This window comes from Isoptericola maris (genome assembly GCF_048065335.1).
GTDB lineage: Bacteria > Actinomycetota > Actinomycetes > Actinomycetales > Cellulomonadaceae > Isoptericola > Isoptericola rhizosphaerae.
This window is the reverse complement of record NZ_JBLUNY010000001.1, coordinates 361,443-379,044: the sequence shown is the minus strand read 5'-3', so window position 1 is coordinate 379,044 and position 17,602 is coordinate 361,443. Positions and strand designations below refer to the sequence as shown.

General features: G+C 71.2%; 17 protein-coding genes and 1 pseudogene. 15 read left to right on the top strand and 3 right to left on the bottom strand.

The genetic code is table 11. From position 1 onward, the window contains the following. Positions 1 to 6: 6 nt before the first annotated feature. The 3 genes from ACH5HR_RS01840 (at position 7) to ACH5HR_RS01830 (ending at position 2,348) form a co-directional block, all read left to right on the top strand. Positions 7 to 561 (top strand): NUDIX hydrolase, encoded by a 555-nt coding sequence (locus ACH5HR_RS01840; RefSeq protein WP_416475945.1) that lies wholly within the window; start codon positions 7 to 9, stop codon positions 559 to 561. Between the two features lie 78 nt (positions 562 to 639). After that, positions 640 to 1,083 (top strand): RrF2 family transcriptional regulator, encoded by a 444-nt coding sequence (locus ACH5HR_RS01835; RefSeq protein WP_416475943.1) that lies wholly within the window; start codon positions 640 to 642, stop codon positions 1,081 to 1,083. A 47-nt stretch (positions 1,084 to 1,130) separates the two neighbouring features. Continuing rightward, entirely contained in the window at positions 1,131 to 2,348 is a 1,218-nt protein-coding gene (locus tag ACH5HR_RS01830) for a globin domain-containing protein (RefSeq protein ID WP_402371689.1), read from the top strand. Positions 2,349 to 2,431: 83 nt separating this feature from the next. Here the strand turns inward: ACH5HR_RS01830 and ACH5HR_RS01825 are convergent, their stop codons facing one another. Beyond that, the gene (locus tag ACH5HR_RS01825; protein ID WP_416475941.1) at positions 2,432 to 3,217 is read right to left on the bottom strand and encodes a CPBP family intramembrane glutamic endopeptidase; all 786 of its coding nucleotides are present in this window, start codon (positions 3,215 to 3,217) and stop codon (positions 2,432 to 2,434) included. Between the two features lie 294 nt (positions 3,218 to 3,511). Here ACH5HR_RS01825 and pdxT point away from each other — a divergent pair, with 294 nt between their 5' ends. The 12 genes from pdxT (at position 3,512) to ACH5HR_RS01765 (ending at position 15,737) form a co-directional block, all read left to right on the top strand. Beyond that, positions 3,512 to 4,171 (top strand): pyridoxal 5'-phosphate synthase glutaminase subunit PdxT, encoded by a 660-nt coding sequence (gene pdxT, locus ACH5HR_RS01820; RefSeq protein ID WP_416475940.1) that lies wholly within the window; start codon positions 3,512 to 3,514, stop codon positions 4,169 to 4,171. Between the two features lie 36 nt (positions 4,172 to 4,207). After that, entirely contained in the window at positions 4,208 to 4,969 is a 762-nt protein-coding gene (locus tag ACH5HR_RS01815; RefSeq protein ID WP_402371693.1) for a YebC/PmpR family DNA-binding transcriptional regulator, read from the top strand. 57 nt (positions 4,970 to 5,026) lie between these two features. Further along, positions 5,027 to 5,626: a crossover junction endodeoxyribonuclease RuvC gene (gene ruvC / locus ACH5HR_RS01810; protein ID WP_402371694.1), complete on the top strand. Its 600-nt coding sequence runs from the start codon at positions 5,027 to 5,029 to the stop codon at positions 5,624 to 5,626. Continuing rightward, entirely contained in the window at positions 5,623 to 6,237 is a 615-nt protein-coding gene (gene ruvA, locus ACH5HR_RS01805; protein WP_416475938.1) for a Holliday junction branch migration protein RuvA, read from the top strand. Before ruvC ends, ruvA begins: the two co-directional genes overlap by 4 nt. Beyond that, positions 6,230 to 7,333 carry a Holliday junction branch migration DNA helicase RuvB gene (gene ruvB / locus ACH5HR_RS01800; protein WP_402371697.1) on the top strand — a complete coding sequence of 368 codons (1,104 nt, stop codon included), beginning with the start codon at positions 6,230 to 6,232 and terminating at the stop codon, positions 7,331 to 7,333. The genes ruvA and ruvB overlap by 8 nt, the downstream gene beginning before the upstream one ends. Positions 7,334 to 7,397: 64 nt before the next feature. Next, entirely contained in the window at positions 7,398 to 7,832 is a 435-nt protein-coding gene (yajC, locus tag ACH5HR_RS01795; protein WP_402371699.1) for a preprotein translocase subunit YajC, read from the top strand. Between the two features lie 147 nt (positions 7,833 to 7,979). Continuing rightward, complete coding sequence (secD, locus tag ACH5HR_RS01790) at positions 7,980 to 9,857, top strand: protein translocase subunit SecD (protein ID WP_402372083.1); 1,878 nt, start codon at positions 7,980 to 7,982, stop codon at positions 9,855 to 9,857. Further along, positions 9,857 to 10,951 carry a protein translocase subunit SecF gene (secF, locus tag ACH5HR_RS01785; RefSeq protein WP_416475936.1) on the top strand — a complete coding sequence of 365 codons (1,095 nt, stop codon included), beginning with the start codon at positions 9,857 to 9,859 and terminating at the stop codon, positions 10,949 to 10,951. Before secD ends, secF begins: the two co-directional genes overlap by 1 nt. A gap of 10 nt (positions 10,952 to 10,961) precedes the next feature. Beyond that, on the top strand, positions 10,962 to 11,537 hold the full coding sequence (locus ACH5HR_RS01780) for an adenine phosphoribosyltransferase (protein WP_416475934.1): 576 nt from the start codon (positions 10,962 to 10,964) through the stop codon (positions 11,535 to 11,537). 80 nt (positions 11,538 to 11,617) lie between these two features. Beyond that, positions 11,618 to 13,930 (top strand): RelA/SpoT family protein, encoded by a 2,313-nt coding sequence (locus ACH5HR_RS01775; protein ID WP_402372084.1) that lies wholly within the window; start codon positions 11,618 to 11,620, stop codon positions 13,928 to 13,930. 41 nt (positions 13,931 to 13,971) lie between these two features. Continuing rightward, entirely contained in the window at positions 13,972 to 15,138 is a 1,167-nt protein-coding gene (locus ACH5HR_RS01770) for an ATP-dependent DNA ligase (RefSeq protein WP_416475932.1), read from the top strand. A 29-nt stretch (positions 15,139 to 15,167) separates the two neighbouring features. Continuing rightward, on the top strand, positions 15,168 to 15,737 hold the full coding sequence (locus ACH5HR_RS01765; protein ID WP_416475930.1) for a dihydrofolate reductase family protein: 570 nt from the start codon (positions 15,168 to 15,170) through the stop codon (positions 15,735 to 15,737). A gap of 33 nt (positions 15,738 to 15,770) precedes the next feature. On the opposite strand, the gene ligD is transcribed toward ACH5HR_RS01765, so the two are convergent. Then, a complete protein-coding gene (gene ligD / locus ACH5HR_RS01760; protein WP_416475929.1) occupies positions 15,771 to 16,850 on the bottom strand; it encodes a non-homologous end-joining DNA ligase in 1,080 nt (359 codons plus the stop codon). A 9-nt stretch (positions 16,851 to 16,859) separates the two neighbouring features. Next, positions 16,860 to 17,602, bottom strand: a pseudogene (locus tag ACH5HR_RS01755) (hypothetical protein); the annotation flags it as partial.

Sequence of the window (17,602 nt, the reverse complement as noted above, 5' to 3'; positions counted from 1 at the left end):
GACGCCATGCCGGTCCGATCGAACGCGTCGTCCTCGCTGGGACCCGACTGGGTCCTCGGTGTCGACGGACGGCGGCACCGCCGTGCGGCTCGTGTCATCATCCTGGACGCCGCGGGGCGCGCGCTCCTCGTCCGCGGGCACGACGCCGACCAGCCGGAGCGCAGCTGGTGGTTCACCGTCGGCGGCGGCATCGAACCGGGTGAGTCCGAGGCCGCGGCGGCGGTGCGCGAGGCGCGCGAGGAGGCCGGCCTGCGGCTGACCGAGGACGATCTGGAGGGCCCGGTCCTGACGCGCGCGGGGATCTTCCACTTCTTCGCCGAGACGTGCCACCAGGACGAGGTGTTCTTCGTCGCCCGCGTCACGGACCACGAGCCCACGGACGCCGGCTGGACCGCTCAGGAGCGTCACGTGCTCGACGAGATGCGCTGGATGAGCGTGGCTGAGCTGCGCGACCAGCGGGTCGAGATCTTCCCGACGGTGTTGCCCGACGTCGTCGAGGCCCTCCGCGCGGGGTGGGACGGCGTGGTGCGCCACCTGGGCACCGAGCACGACGACGACTGATCGTCGGCTGCGCAGGTGTGCTCTCCTTCACACCCGTTAAAGACGCATATCGGATGCGACTTTAGATAGCGTTGCCGTGTGCAGCTCACCGCGTACACCGACCTGGGACTCCGCATCGTCATGCGGCTTGCCGTCCTCGACGACGAGAGCTCGGCCACCACCCGCGGGCTGGCCGAGGAGCTCCACGTCTCGGCGGCGCACGCGGCGAAGGTCGTCACGCGGCTTGCGGCGCTCGGCGTCGTCGAGGCGCGGCGAGGCCGCGGCGGGGGAGTGCGGCTGACCTCTGCGGCCGACCTGATCTCCGTGGGGGCCGTGGCTCGTGCGCTCGAGGGCGACGGTGAGGTCGTCGACTGCGACGGCGCGGTGCCCTGCCCCTTGCGTGGCGGGTGTCGCCTGCGCGGTGCGTTGGCCCGCGCCCGCGAGGCCTTCTTCGAGGTCCTGGACCCCCTGACGATCCAGGACCTTGCCGCCCCACCGACCCGGTCCCTGCTCCTCACCCTGGGGTCGGGACCACCTCGCTGAGCGCATCGCGTCCAGCCAGCACCCGCAGAAGAACGACAGGAGAACTCATGCTCTCGTCCCGGTCCGCCGACGTCGTCCGTGCCACGCTGCCCGTGATAGGAGGTGCCATCGGCGACATCACCCCGGCCTTCTACCGACGGATGTTCGCCGCGCACCCCGAGCTCGAGCGGGACCTGTTCAACCGTGGCAACCAGGCTCGCGGTGACCAGCAGCGCGCGCTCGCCGGGGCGATCGCCGCGTACGCGACGTTCCTCGTGGACGACGACGGCCCGGAGCCAGACGAGGTGCTGGCGCGGATCGCGCACAAGCACGCCTCGCTCGGCATCACCGCCGACCAGTACCCGATCGTGCACGAGCACCTGTTCGGTGCGATCGCCGAGGTGCTCGGCGAGGCGGTGACGGACGAGGTCGCGGCCGCGTGGAGCGAGGTCTACTGGCACATGGCGCACGCCCTGATCGAGATCGAGCAGGGCCTGTACGCCGAGGCCGCCGTCGATCCCGGCCAGGTCTGGCGCACGGTCCGGGTCCGACGGCGCACGCAGCAGTCGCCGGACACCGTCTCGTTCGAGCTCGGGGACGCCGACGGGCACGAGCTGCCGGCGGGGCGCGCCGGGCAGTACGTGTCCGTTGCGGTGACCCTGCCTGACGGCGCACGTCAGATCCGCCAGTACAGCCTCACCGGGATCGGTGCGCCGGGCACCTGGTCGATCTCCGTCAAGGCCGTTCCCGCCACCCACGACGGTGACCGCATCGCGCCGGCCGGCGAGGTGTCGGGGCACCTGCACGCCAACCTCTTCGAGGACGACCTCGTCGAGGTCTCCCTGCCCTTCGGAGAGTTGACGCTGGTGGACGGCGAGGCGCCGCTCTTGCTGATGTCCGCGGGTATCGGCGTCACGCCGATGATCGGGTTCCTGCACCACCTGCGAGCCACGGGGACCGACCGGCGAGTCGTGGTCCTGCACGCCGACAGGTCGCCGGCCCGGCACGCCCACCGCAGCGAGCTGCGCGAGCTCGTCGGGGACCTGGCCGACGGCGAGCTCGTGCGCTGGTACGAGGACCTCGGCGCCCGTGACGCCGACTCCTTGCTGCGGGCCGGACGGCTCAGCCTGGACGGCGTCGACGTACCGGCCGACGCCGAGGTGTACCTGTGCGGTCCGCTGCCCTTCATGGCGGCGGCACGCACAGCACTCGCCGATCGAGGCGTGCGTGACGACCAGCTCCACTACGAGGTCTTCGGCCCGGGCCTGGAGCTCGCCGCGGCGTGAACCCGTGCCGGTCGCCCTCCGGCGTCTACCCGGAGGGCGGCCGGCGTTCCGGCCTGAGATCACTCAGCGCGACGTCGGCCGGGTCACGTGGTCACCGGCCCCGAGCGCCGGGTGCGCAGCCACACCACCACCGCCGCGCCGACGAACACGAGGCTGTTCAAGATCACCAGGCCGGGGCTCAGGGGAGCGGAACGGTCGAGCCGCTCGGCGAGGTCGGCGTTCAGCGCGATCCAGAAGACGAACGTGAGCGTGTTCACGACGGCGTGCAGCACGATCGCGATCTCGAGCCCACCGGTGCGCCAGGTGATGAACGCCGTGGTCACGGAGAAGACGACGTAGAACGCGTTCCACATCGGGTTCCCCGTGGTGTGGATCACGGAGAAGATCAGGGACGACACGCCGATGCCCAGGATCAGCGACGTCGTCCGACCGCGCTCCCAGCTCGCCGCGATGCGGAAGACCAGTCCGCGCAGGCCGTACTCCTCGCCCGCGGCCTGCAGCGGCACCAGCGCGAGGCTCACGACGAGCAGCCAGATCACGTCGCTCTGCAGCCACTCGGTGGTCCGGTAGGGCGTCACGTGCTCTGCGATCGCCAAGGCGATCAGCAGCGCGGGGCCGATGGCCAGCAGCGCTCTCCCGAACAGGCCGAAGCGGAAGCGAGAGGCCACCGAGGTCAGCGAGGCGCCACGCACTCCGTAGAGCCAGTGCTGGATCACCATGCTCCACGGCACGAGCAGCGCGGTGGCGATCAGGCTGGCGGTGTGCGCCACCGGGGTGAGGACCCGACCGTCGTCGTGCGGCCCGCCGGGCGAGAGGAGCCCGTCGACCCAGCTACCGAGGTAGTAGAAGGCGGAGATGAAGGCGAACATGCCGCCGATGAGAAGTGCGATGGCAAGGACGCCGCGACCGATGCGACGATTCTCTCCCGCCAGGACCCGGTGGTACTCCACCCCGGGTGGGACTGACGCCTGGTGAGGCCCGCTGGCCAGGGCCTTCTGGTCTTCATGGTCGGAACGCACGCTGCTTCGTCCTCTTCTGCCGCGATCGGTGCTGGGTGCTTGCCTGAGCAGTCCAGACCCTGTCGTCGCGACGGGCTCAAGCCCCTGGGCTGTGAGGTGGCGCACACCGCCCGCACGAGTCGGCCGGTCGTAGGATGAATGGCTGTGAACACTCCGACCATCGGCGTCCTGGCCCTGCAGGGCGACGTCGATGAGCACCTGACTGCCCTGGCCTCTGTGGGCGCCCGCCCCGTGACCGTGCGACGACCGGACGAGCTGGCACTCGTCGACGGGCTCGTGCTCCCCGGCGGGGAGTCGACGACCATCGACAAGCTGCTGCGCATCTTCGAGCTGCGGGACCCGTTGCGGGCACGGATCAAGGAAGGGCTTCCGGTGTACGGCTCGTGCGCCGGGATGATCCTGCTCGCGGACCGGATCCTCGACGGCACGGCCGACCAGCAGACCCTCGGCGGGATGGACGTCGTCGTGCGGCGCAACGCGTTCGGCCGGCAGGTCGACTCGTTCGAGACCGACCTCGACGTCGTGGGCGTCTCCGCCGGGGCTGCGATGCGCACCGCATTCATCCGCGCTCCTTGGATCGAGGAGGCCGGGCGCGACGTCGAGGTGTTGTCGCGTATCCCGGCCGTGGATACCCAGGGCCGTGCCGTAGCGGCCGCCGGTAGGATCGTTGCGGCACGGCAGGGGCCGCTGCTCGCCACCGCGTTCCACCCGGAGATCACGGGGGACACGCGCGTGCACAGGCTGTTCGTCAGCATGGTCGCGGGCGACCGGCGGAGGTTCCCCGCCGCCGTTCGACGCCAGTGAAAGAGCCAACGGAGACGCAGGGAGTCAGGTAGAGGCATGTCAGGTCACTCGAAGTGGGCCACGACCAAGCACAAGAAGGCGGCGATCGACGCCAAGCGGGGCAAGCTCTTCGCGAAGCTGATCAAGAACATCGAGGTCGCGGCGCGCACCGGCGGCGGCGACATGGCGGGCAACCCGACGTTGTTCGACGCCGTCCAGAAGGCGAAGAAGTCGTCGGTCCCCAACGACAACATCGACCGCGCGCTCAAGCGCGGCTCCGGCGAGGGCGCCGACGCCGTCGACTACCAGACGATCATGTACGAGGGCTACGGGAACAACGGCATCGCCGTGCTCGTCGAGTGCCTCACCGACAACAAGAACCGTGCCGCGGCCGAGGTCCGGACCGCTTTCTCCCGCAACGGTGGCAACCTCGCCGACCCCGGGTCGGTGTCGTACCTCTTTTCACGCAAGGGACTCGTCGTCGTCCCGAAAACGGACGGCGTCACCGAGGACGACGTGATGCTCGCCGCGCTGGACGCTGGCGCCGAGGAGGTGACCGACGTCGGGGAGCACATCGAGGTGCTGAGCGAGGCGACCGACCTGGTCGACGTGCGCACCGCGATCGTCGAGGCGGGCATCGAGTACGACTCGGCGGACTCCATCTGGCACCCCTCGATGCAGGTCGAGGTCGACGTCGAGGGTGCCCGCAAGATCACACGCCTGATCGACGCGCTCGAGGACAGCGACGACGTCCAGAACGTCTACGCGAACTTCGACGCCTCCGACGAGGTCATGGCCGCCCTCGACGGCGACGACTGAGCACCTCCGGACGTTTCGCTCCCAGAGGTTGTCGGTGCTGCGTGAGACAGTGACGCCGTGCGAGTGCTGGGAGTGGATCCGGGTCTGACCCGTTGTGGCGTCGGGGTGGTGGACTCCCGTCCCGGCCGGCGGGCCGACCTGGTGGGCGTGGGCGTGCTGCGCACCGTGCCGGAGACGAGCACCGACCTGAGGCTGCTCGACATCTCGCGCGGGCTGGACTCCTGGCTCGACGACCACACGCCCGACGTGGTGGCGGTGGAGCGCGTCTTCGCGCAGAACAACCGCGGCACGGTCATGGGGACCGCGCAGGTCGCCGGCCTGGCGATGGTGGCGGCCGCGCGCCGAGGCGTGCCGGTCGCGCTGCACACGCCGAGCGAGGTGAAGGCCGCGGTCACCGGCTCGGGCCGGGCGGGCAAGGAACAGGTCCAGCGCATGGTCGCGAGCATCCTGCGCCTGCAGAGCGTCCCGCAGCCGGCCGACGCGGCCGACGCGCTCGCGCTGGCGATCACCCATCTGTGGCGTCCGGCCGGCGCCCTGCAAGGTGGTGACCGGCACGAGACCACCCCGGCGCAACGCGCCTGGGCGGCCGCGGAGCGCACGGCGCAGCGGCCCGCGGGGTACCGTACGGGTGTTCGAGGAAAGGAGGGAGCCCGGTGATCGCATCCCTGGCCGGCACGGTGACGCAGGTGAACCTCGACCGCGCGGTGATCGACGTCAACGGTGTGGGATACCTGGTCCACGCCACCCCGGCGACCCTCGCAGGGCTCCGCCCGGGGGAGCCCGCGCAGCTGCACACCATGCTGGTGGTGCGCGAGGACTCGATGACCGTCTACGGCTTCGCGGACGCCGACGAGCGTGAGGTGTTCGAGACCGCTCAGTCCGTCTCAGGCGTCGGCCCACGGATCGCCCTCGCGATGCTGGCCGTGCTCACGCCGGAAGCCCTGCGTCGCGCCATCGCCGGCGAGGACCTCGCGGCACTGCGACGGGTCCCCGGCATCGGGGCGAAGAGCGCCCAGCGGATCGTCCTCGAGCTCACGGGCAAGCTGGGCGCGCCCGGGGCCGACGGCGGGGCGGAGCACGTCGCCGCACCGACGACGGACGGACGGGGCCAGGTGGTCGACGCATTGGCCGGACTGGGGTGGTCGGTGAAGGTCGCGGAGGACGCAGTGGCCAAGGTGCTCGCAGAGGCCGGGACGGAGACGGTCGCCGAGACCGACGTGCCCGCGACGCTGCGTGCCGCGCTACGGAGGCTCGGGCCCCGTGGCTGAGGGCGCGATCGACCCGGCCGAGCTCGGCGGTCGCACGGTGGGTTCCGGCGCTGACGAGGTCGAGCGTGCGGCCGAGGCCGCGCTGCGCCCCAAGAAGCTCGACGAGTTCGTCGGCCAGCAAGTGGTGCGCGATCAGCTGTCGCTCGTCCTGCACGCCTCCATCGCCCGCGACACCGCTCCCGACCACGTGCTGCTCTCCGGACCGCCGGGCCTCGGCAAGACCACGCTGGCGATGATCATCGCCGCTGAGCTCGGCACCTCGCTGCGCGTCACCAGCGGACCGGCGATCCAGCACGCCGGCGACCTCGCCGCGGTGCTGTCCTCCTTGGAGGAGGGCGAGGTGCTCTTCATCGACGAGATCCATCGCCTCGCCCGGCCGGCCGAGGAGCTGCTGTACGTCGCGATGGAGGACTTCCGCGTCGACGTCGTCGTCGGCAAAGGCGCGGGAGCGAGCGCGATCCCGCTCGCCCTGCCCCCGTTCACCGTCGTCGGCGCGACCACCCGCTCAGGGCTCCTGCCGGCCCCCCTGCGCGACCGGTTCGGGTTCACCGGGCACCTCGACTTCTACGCCGCGGCCGAGCTCGAGCGGGTCATCCTGCGGTCCGCGGGCCTGCTGGGGGTCGACGTCCGGCACGAGGCCGCGCACGAGATCGCCGGTCGTTCCCGGGGCACGCCCCGCATCGCCAACCGGCTGCTCCGGCGTGTCCGCGACTGGGCGCAGGTGCGCGGCGACGGCGTCCTGGACCTGCAGGCGGCCCGTTCGGCGCTGAAGGTCTACGAGGTCGACCCGATCGGGCTCGACCGGCTCGACCGGGCCGTCCTCGACGCGCTGTGCCGGCGTTTCGGGGGCGGGCCCGTCGGCCTGACGACGCTGGCGATGATGGTCGGTGAGGAGCCGGAGACGGTCGAGACCGTCGCCGAGCCGTACCTGGTGCGGGAAGGACTGGTGGCGCGGACGCCCCGCGGCCGCGTCGCGACGACCGAGGCGTGGGACCACCTGGGTCTGGAACCGCCGGCGGGGGCGTGGGCTGCCGGTCTTCCGGCCGCGGAGCCGGGAACCTCCCGGGCGTCGCGCACGTTGTTCGACGAGGCCTAGGGCCGCGTCCCGCGGCCCTAGACTGGGCAGAACACCCCGACCACCGCCGAAGGACTGACTCCACGTGGACTTCTCGATCATCATCCTCTTCGTCGTGCTGGCGGCGCTCATGTTCTTCATGAGCTCGCGCACGCGCAAGCAGCAGAAGCAGCAAGCAGAGTTCCGTGCTGCGCTCGCACCCGGTCAGGAGGTCATGACGGGTTCCGGGATGGTGGGCACCGTCGTCGAGATCGACGACGAGTCCGACACCATCACGATCGAGACCACGCCGGGCACCCGGACCCGCTGGCTGCGTGCCGCGGTCGCCAAGCGGACGGACACCGCCGTCGCTGACGAGACCGAGGAGGCCGAGGCCTCGGAGAGCTCGGACGATGCAGGTAGCATCACCCCCGCAGACGGTAACGTCGAGGTTCCCGACGACCTCTCCGGGCTGGACACCGCGCAGCGGGAGTACCTGGAGAACAAGCGCCGGGAGAGCGGCGAGACCGAGGACAAGTGACCTCTGCGCCGACCGGGTACGCCCGGTCGGCGCGATCACGCGTCGGCCATGGCGGCCGCGCGCACACGGGAAGAGAACCAAGTGGCCAACTCCAGCACGCAGCGATCGCGTCCAGTACGCACGCTCGTGGTCTTCGCGATCCTGTCCATGGTGGTGCCGTTCGCGGCGTTGCTCGCCGGGGTCTACCTCGAGCCCAAGACTGACGAGAACCCGGCGGGCGCGAGCCTGGCCCCGGGGCTCGCTCTCGACCTCCAGGGTGGCACCCAGATCATCCTGACGCCCGTCTCGACGGACGGCTCGGAGATCACTCCGGAGTCGATCGACGAGTCGATCAACGTCATCCGGCAGCGGATCGACTCCTCGGGGGTCGCCGAGGCGGAGATCGCGAACCAGGGCGGCGAGAACATCGTCGTCGGCATCCCCGGCGAGGTGGACCAGGCGACGATCGACCTCGTGTCCCAGCCCGCGCAGATGCGGTTCCGGCCCGTGCTGACCTACGAGATGGGGCTACCGGCCGAGGAGAACCCCGCCGAGGAGACCGAGGGCGACGACGCCGAGGGATCTGAGGAAGGCTCCGAGGGAACCGAGGAAGGTTCCGAGGACGCCGAGGAGACCGGTGACGTCGACGCCCGCATCGCCGAGGAAGCGGCCGACGTCGAGCCGACGGACGCGTCGGACCTTGCACAGATCACCCCGGCCGTGCAGGAGAAGTTCGACGCGCTGGACTGCACCGACCCGGACAACCTCGTGGGCGGCGGCGGCGACGACCCCGACCTCGTGCTGGTCACGTGTGCCAACGACGGCAGCATGATGAAGTACATCCTGGGGCCGATGGAGGTCGACGGGACGCACGTCACGACGGCCAGCTCCGGCCTGGTGCCGGGACCGAACGGTTCCGTCACCAACGAGTGGGGCGTCTTCATCGAGATGGACTCCGAGGGCTCCGCACAGTTCCGCGAGACGACGCAGCGCCTCCAGGGCCTCCAGAGCCCTCAGAACCAGTTCGGCATCGTGCTGGACGGCCTGGTCATCTCCGCGCCGTCGCTCGACCCGGGCGTCATCATCTCTGACGGCCGGCCGCAGATCTCCGGAAACTTCACGCGGGACTCCGCCGCCACGCTGGCCAACCAGCTGAGCTTCGGCTCCCTGCCCATCAACTACGAGGTGCAGAGCCAGGAGACCATCTCGGCCACGCTGGGCTCGGAGCAGTTGCGCAACGGTCTGCTCGCGGGCCTGGTCGGCATGGCGCTGGTGGTCGTGTACTCGCTCTTCCAGTACCGCACGCTCGGCCTGGTCACCGTGGGCTCGCTGCTCGTGGCCGGCGTCATCACCTACCTCTCGATCGCTCTGCTGTCCTGGGGGATGGGATACCGGCTGTCGCTGGCCGGCGTCGCCGGCCTGATCGTCGCGATCGGCTTCACGGCTGACTCGTTCATCGTGTACTTCGAACGCATCCGCGACGAGGTCCGCGACGGACGGTCGATGGCGATGGCCGTCGAGCGCGGTTGGCGCCGGGCGAAGCGCACCGTCCTCGCGGCCAAGTCGGTCACCCTGATCTCGGCGATCGTGCTCTACTTCCTCGCGGTCGGCGGCGTCCAGGGGTTCGCCTTCACACTGGGTCTGACCACCATCATCGACATCGCCGTGGTCTTCTGGTTCACCCACCCGATGCTGCAGCTGCTGACCAAGGTGCCGTTCTTCCGGGACGGCCACGCCTGGTCGGGCCTGTCGCCGCAACGGCTCCGCGCCGCCGGTCCGCGCTACGCGGGCGCCGGCAGGTTCTCGACGCCCGGTCCGGCAGCGGACGCCGCGGTGGACGCGCCCGAGCCGGAGCCCGCCCTGGCGGGTGCACGGGCCGGCGCCGTGCCGGCGACCGATGCCTCGGGGCGCCGTCTGACGATCGCGGAGCGCCGCGCGGCCGAGCGCAAGGCCTCGAGCGGATCCGGGGACGAACCACCAAACGACGCTCCGGGCTCGCCACGCAACGATGACGCCGGCTCCGGCGAGAACGAGGAGAACCGCTGATGGCCGGCAGCATGACCTTCGCCCAGTGGGGCAACGACCTGTACACCGGTCGCCGCTCCTACCCGATCATCGGCCAGCGCAAGATCTGGTTCACGATCGTCGCGATCCTCGGGATCGCCTCGGTCGCGATCCTCGTCGTCAAGCCGCTCGTCCTCGGTATCGACTTCCGCGGCGGCACGGAGTTCACGGTCAACGAGGTGAGCTCGACCGAGCAGTCCGTGGCCATCGACGCGGTGCACGAGGTGCTGCCCGAGGACGAGCCGCGCGTGGCCGTGATCGGCGGCAGCGCGGTGCGGGTGCAGACCGAGATCGTGGAGGACGCCGAGGCGACCGCTATCGCCGAAGCGCTCGCGCGGGGTTACGGGGTCGAGACCGCGGACGTCGACCAGTCCTTCGTCGGTCCGACGTGGGGCGAGGCGGTCTCCGAACGTGCGCTGTGGGGCGTCATCGTCTTCATCGTGCTCGCTGCCGGCTTCATGGCCGCCTACTTCCGGGCCTGGCGGATGTCGGTGGCGGGCATCCTCGCCATGCTGTCCGACCTGCTGATCTCCGCAGGGATCTATGCCCTGGTCGGCTGGGAGGTCACGCCGTCGACGATCATCGGCTTCCTGACGATCCTCGGCTTCTCGCTGTACGACAAGATGGTCGTCTTTGACAAGGTCCGCGAGAACACGACAGGCGTCCTCGACCAGTCGCGCAACACCTACGCCGAGCGGGCCAACCTGGCGGTCAACCAGACCCTCGTCCGGTCGATCAACACCTCGGTGGTCGCTCTGCTGCCGGTCGCCGGCATCCTCTTCCTGGGTGCCCTGTGGCTGGGGGCAGGCACGCTCCGCGACCTGTCGCTGTCGCTGTTCGTCGGTATCGCCGTCGGTGCCGCCTCGTCGATCTTCCTGGCGACACCGCTCGACGTGGCGCTGCGTGAGCGCGAGCCCAAGTACCGCGAGCACACCGAGAGGGTCCTCGTCGAGCGCCAGCAGCTGGCCGCTTCGGGTGGCCAGGAGGCCGAGCTCGCGGCCGCGGCCGCCGGCCGGTCGCAGCTGATCCCGGGGCATCACCAGGGCAACGCGGCGCAGCCGCGGCGCAAGCGGTGACGGGACGACGTTGACGGACGACATCTCGCTGGTCGCCCTGGCCGGGCTGGGCCCGGCCAGGGCCGCCGAGGTCCGCGCGCTGATCCATGACGTGCCGGACTACCCGCACCCCCCGGTGGTCTTCCGGGACATCACACCGCTCCTCGCGGACGGGGCGGCGCTGGCGGACGTGATCGAGGCCTTCGCCCGCATCGTCGCTGCGCACGGGGGCGTCGACGTGGTGGCCGGCATGGAGGCGCGCGGGTTCCTGCTCGGGGCGCCGCTGGCCACCCGCCTGGGTGTGGGATTCCTCCCCCTGCGCAAGGCGGGCAAGCTTCCGCCCCCGGTCGAGCGGGTCGAGTACGAGCTCGAGTACGGGGTCGCGGCGATCGAGCTGCGGCCGGGAACACTCCGGCCGGGTGCTCGTGTTCTCCTGGTGGACGACGTCCTGGCGACGGGCGGCACCGCGCGTGCCGCGGCCACCCTGGTGGAACGTTGCGGGGGAGTGGTTGCCGGGCTGGCCTTCCTGCTCGAGCTCGCGGGCCTGGGCGGCCGTGACAGGCTCGCCGGAAGGACGGTCGACACCCTGCTCAGGGCGGGGTCGTAGACTTGCCCTCCCGGACGTCGCCCGCCCGACGCTGGTCAAAGGAGGTGCCCGTGAGCGACGAGACGCAGGTCCGAAGCAACATGGACGCGCCCCGGCCGTCCGGCGGGAGCCGGGTGCGCAACCGCCTGGTCCGCCTCGGCGTACGAGGCGCACCTGCGAACACGCCCGCGCTGGAGCCGTTGCTGCAGGCGGTGCGCACGAACCACCCGAAGAGCGATCTCGGTGTCCTCGAGCGCGCCTACGCGACCGCTGAGCGCGCCCACCGGGGCCAGCAGCGCAAGTCCGGTGACCCGTACATCACGCACCCCGTCGCCGTGTCGACGATCCTCGCGGAGCTCGGGTTCGACGGCGCGACGCTCGCGGCCGCGCTGCTGCACGACACGGTCGAGGACACCGACTACTCGCTGACCGACCTCACCCAGGACTTCGGCAGCGAGATCGCGATGCTGGTCGACGGCGTCACCAAGCTGGACAAGGTGACCTACGGAGACGCTGCGCAGGCGGAGACCGTGCGCAAGATGGTCGTCGCGATGGCGAAGGACATCCGTGTACTGGTCATCAAGCTCGCTGACCGCCTCCACAACGCTCGTACCTGGAAGTACGTCTCAGGGCCCTCGGCCTCCCGCAAGGCCCGCGAGACGCTCGAGATCTACGCGCCGCTGGCGCACAGGCTCGGCATGAACACCATCAAGTGGGAGCTGGAGGACCTGTCCTTCCAGACGCTCTACCCCAAGGTGTACGACGAGATCGTGCACCTGGTGGCCGAGCGCGCTCCGGCTCGCGAGGAGTATCTCGGGGTGGTGCGTGAGCAGATCTCCGCGGACCTGCGCGGCGCCAAGATCCGGGCGACGGTCACCGGGCGCCCGAAGCACTACTACTCGATCTACCAGAAGATGATCGTGCGCGGGCACGACTTCGCGGAGATCTACGACCTGGTCGGCACCCGCGTCCTGGTGGACTCCGTCCGCGACTGCTACGCGGCCCTCGGAGCGTTGCACGCGCGATGGAACCCGGTCCCGGGCCGGTTCAAGGACTACATCGCGATGCCGAAGTTCAACATGTACCAGTCGTTGCACACGACGGTCGTGGGGCCGGGCGGCAAGCCGGTCGAGATCCAGATCCGCACGCACGACATGCACCGGCGGGCCGAGTACGGCGTCGCGGCGCACTGGAAGTACAAGGAGTCCGCTCGCGCTCCCAAGAGCGGGTCGAAGGACCCGCGCGCGAACGACATGGCCTGGCTGCGCCAGCTCGTGGACTGGCAGCGGGAGACGGCGGACCCGGGCGAGTTCCTCGACTCGCTGCGGTACGAGATCGGCGCTGCCGAGGTGTACGTCTTCACCCCGAAGGGCGAGGTCATGGCCCTGCCTGCGGGGTCGACACCGGTGGACTTCGCCTACTCCGTGCACACGGAGGTGGGGCACCGCACGATGGGTGGCCGCGTCAACGGCCGGCTGGTCCCGCTCGACTCCCCGCTGCAGAACGGTGACGTCGTCGAGGTCCTCACCTCGAAGGCCGACACGGCCGGGCCGTCGCAGGACTGGCTCGCCTTCGTGAAGTCTGGTCGCGCCCGGAACAAGATCCGTCAGTGGTTCACCAAGGAGCGCCGTGAGGAGGCGGTCGAGCGAGGCAAGGAAGCCATCACCAAGGCGATGCGCAAGCAGAACCTGCCGATCCAGCGGCTGCTGAGCCACGAGACGCTCGTCGGCCTGGCGAACGAGCTGCGGTACGCGGACGTCACCGCACTCTACGCGGCGGTCGGGGAGAACAACGTCTCGGCGCAGCACGTGGTCGAGTCGCTCGTGAAGTCTCTCGGCGGCGAGGACGGCACGGCGGAGGACACCGCCGAGGTCGCCCGGCCGGGCCAGCCCACGCGTCGGTCCCGCTCGACGGGCGACCCCGGGATCGCCGTGAAGGGCGTCGACGACATCTGGGTCAAGCTCGCCAAGTGCTGTACGCCGGTGCCGGGCGACGAGATCGTCGGGTTCGTCACGCGCGGGGCCGGCGTGAGCGTGCACCGGTCGGACTGCGCGAACGTCGTCCAGCTGCGTTCCCAGCCGGAGCGGCTCGTGGACGTCGAGTGGACCACCGGCGCGAACACGATGTTCCTGGTGCAGATCCAGGTGGAGGCGCTCGACCGCTCGCGGCTCCTGTCGGACGTCACCAGGGTCCTCTCCGACCATCACGTCAACATCCTGTCGGCCACCGTGTCCACGTCGACCGACCGCATCGCCGTCTCGCGCTTCGTGTTCGAGATGGCCGAGCCGGCGCACCTGCAGCAGGTCCTCGCCGCAGCGCGCAAGATCGACGGGGTCTTCGACGTCTACCGCATCACCGGCACGAAGGCCGCCGAGGTCGGGTCGGACGCGCCCGAGGCGCCGGTCGACGCCTGAACCCCGCGCACGCCACGCGCCCACGGCGTAGGTTCGCCCTCATGGACCTTCCTCTGGACGGACCGATCCGACCGATGCTGGCTCGCTCGGTCGCGACGGTGCCCGATCAGCCCGACGACGGTGCCCGCTGGGTGTACGAACCCAAGTGGGACGGCTTCCGCGCGATCGTCTATCGCGACGGCGACGAGGTCCGCATCTACTCGCGCGGCGCGAAGCCCATGGACCGCTACTTCCCCGAGATCGTCGAGGCCGTGCGCGCCGAGCTGCCGCCACGCTGCGTCGTCGACGGAGAGATCGTCGTGGCTCGCCCGCCCGCCGGGCGCGACGACGTCGCTCGGCTGGACTTCGACACGCTCAGCCAGCGTATCCACCCGGCGGAGTCGCGGGTGCGTCTGCTCGCCGAGTCGGTGCCCGCGAGCATGGTGGTGTTCGACCTGCTCGCCGTGGGCGACGAGGACCTGTCGAGGTTGCCGCTGTCGGAGCGTCTCGCGCGGCTGGACGCCCTGGGGCTGGGCGGCCCGCAGGTGCATGCCACGCCTCGCACGACGGACGCCGAGACCGCTCGGGGATGGTTGGAGACGTTCGAAGGTGCCGGGCTGGACGGCGTCGTCGCCAAGCGGGACGACGGCCCGTACGAGCCGAACAAGCGTGGCTGGCTCAAGATCAAGCACGCCCGCACCGCGGACGTCGTGCTGGCCGGGCTGCGTGAGCACAAGACGTCGACGCCGGGGCGGCCGCTCGTGGGGTCGCTGCTCCTCGGGCTGTACGGCAACGACCCTGAGGGTGCCGGGCACGGCCGCACCCTGCAGTTCGTGGGGGTGGCCGCGTCATTCTCGGCCGCTCGCCGTGCCGCGCTGTACGACGAGCTCGTGCCGCTGCGCGTCGAGCCGGGGTCGCCGGAGTCTGCACAGCACCCGTGGGCGGACTGGCAGGACCCCGCCGGCTCGGAGGGCGGCCGGCGGCGGCCGGGCGCGCAGTCACGGTGGAGCGCGGGCAAGGACCTGTCCTTCACCCCGCTGCGGGTCGAGCGCGTGCTGGAGGTCGGCTACGACCACATGGAGGGGACCCGGTTCCGCCACACCGCACAGTTCAAGCGCTGGCGGCCGGACCGCGACCCCGCCAGCTGCACGTACGACCAGCTCGCCGAGCCGGTCGGCTACGACCTGGCCGGTCTGCTACCGGGTGCTCCGGGCACCACGGCGCGATGAGTCTCGGAGGCAGAGGCGGTCGGTAGGGCATGGGAACACTGAGATTCGGGATGATCACCTGCTCGCTCGACGGCTTCGTCAACGACGGGGACGGGGAGATCGGCTGGACGGCGCCCAGCGATGACAGGCACGAGTTCATCAACCGTCGCGTGGGTGACGTCAGCGTCTTCGTGATGGGCCGGCGCATGTACGAGATGCTGCGGGTGTGGGACGACTGGCCGCCCGGCCGGCAGGTCGAGGACGAGTTCGCCGCGCTGTGGGCGCGGGCGGACAAGATCGTCTGCTCGGACGCGCTCGACCCGGTGGACGCACCGCGCACCACGGTCGAGCGGCGGCTGACTCTGGACCGCTTGGACGAGATCGTGGCGCAGACCGACGGCGTCGTGGAGGTCTCCGGCCCGACGACCGCGGCCGAGGCGCTCCGGGCGGGCCGGGTCGACGAGATCGACCTCTTCGTCCTGCCGCGAACGGTCGGCGAGGGTCGGCGGGCGTTGCCGCAGGGGATGCAGGCCTCGCTGGAGCTGCGGGAGAGCCGGACCTTCAGCGACGGGGCGGTGTACCTGTCGTACGGGCGGGCCGGGCCTGAGCGCGGAGTCTGAGCGCACGGGTCCGTGCGTCCGCGGACGGCGCGGTCACTCGGCGGTGCGCTGGCGGTCCTTGGCGCGGCTCGGCTGCACCCGCTTCGGCTCGCCCGGCATCTTGGGGTATTCGGGCGGGTACGGCAGGTCGCCGAGCCCGTGCTCCTCCTCGTCGCGACGGGCGAGCGCCAGCGCCGCGTCGAGCGAGCAGTCGAGGGCCGGGTCGCGGTCGGCGCGCAGCGCGGCGAACAGGTCTCCGCGCTCGGTGAACCGGGCAGGCACGGTCGCCACGGTGAAGTCGTCGGGATGGACGTCGCCGACCTCGTCCCACTCGAGCGGCGTCGAGACCGTGGCACGCGGGTTCGCGCGGATCGAGTAGGCCGAGGCGATCGTGCGGTCGCGCGCTATCTGGTTGTAGTCGACGAAGATCTTCTCGCCGCGCTCCTCCTTCCACCACCGCGTGGTGACCTGCTCGGGCAGGCGCCGTTCCAGCTCGCGGCCGATCGCGATGGTGGCGCGGCGGGCCTGGGCGAACGACCACTCGGGGGCCAGCGGGACGAACACGTGGATGCCGCGGCCGCCCGACGTCTTCGGGTACCCGACGAGCCCGAGCTCGTCGAGCAGCGCGCGCAGGTGGGGTGCGACGGCGGCGGCGTCGTCGAAGGTCGTGCCCGTCTGGGGGTCGAGGTCGATGCGCAGCTGGTCGACGGACTCGACGTCGTCGCGGCGCACGGGCCACGGGTGGAACGTCAGGGTCCCCATCTGCGCCGCCCACGCGACGACCGCCAGCTCGTGCGGCGCGACCTCGTCGGCGGTGCGTCCGCTGGGGAACGCGATCCGTGCGGTCTCGAGCCACGACGGCGCGCCCTTCGGGACCCGCTTCTGGTAGAAGGCGTCGCCGTGGCTGTCGGACCGGGTCGCCATGACGGCGCCCTCGAAGTATCCCTTGGGCCAGCGTTCGAGGGTGGTGGGCCGGTGCAGCAGTGCACCGAGGATCCCGTCGCCCACGCTGAGGAAGTACTCGACGACGTCCAGCTTGGTCAGCCCTGCCTCGGCGAAGACGACACGGTCCGGGCTGGAGATGCGGACGGAGCGCCCGGCAGCGTCGATCTCGACGGCTTTCGAGGAGGCCATGGGGTCACGCTACGCCGGGCCGTCGAGGACTGCTGCCCCAGCCTCAGCCTCAGCATCTGCCCGTGCGAGCGCGGCCTCGGCGGCGTCCAGGTGCTCCCGGGCACGGGGTCGCCCTACGGCACGGGTCCGGCGCTCCAGCGAGCGTCGTGCCGCGGACAGGTCCGCGCCGGCGCCGCGCGCGAGCGCCAGAACGGCGGGGACCGGGGCCGGAACGTGCAGCACGAGCTCCACCACCGTGCGGTCCGGTGTGGTCACCGGCACCAGGTCGAGGTGCGCCGTGTCGCCGTGCAGCAGGGGTCCCTGCCACAGGCGCGCACCGGGGGGCCGGTCGGGCTGGTGGCGGCCGGCCGGGTACGTCAGGTCGAGGGCCGCACCGTCGTCGTGCCCGGTGTGTACCCATGCTGCCGTCCGGCCGGTCACGACGGCGCCCGTCGGGACCTCGGCCGCCAGCAGGCTTGCACGCACCGTCGGGCCGATGGCGGCGTCGGCCGGGCAGGCGGCATCCCTACGCAGGACCCGCAGGAACCCGTCGCGCACGAGGGTCTGCCACGCGGCCGCCCCTCCGACGTCCTCCGGTCGCAGGACGAGCCGCGTCGCCCGGACGGGCGTGAGCAGCGCGCTCAGGGGGCGCTCTGCGTGCGGGGCGGTGAGCAGGACCACCAGGACCTCCCGGGGACGGCGACGGGCGAGGAGCGCGGTGCGAACCGGAGGCCCCCGTCGCCGAGCCCCGCCGGCCCGCCGTGTGGGGTGTG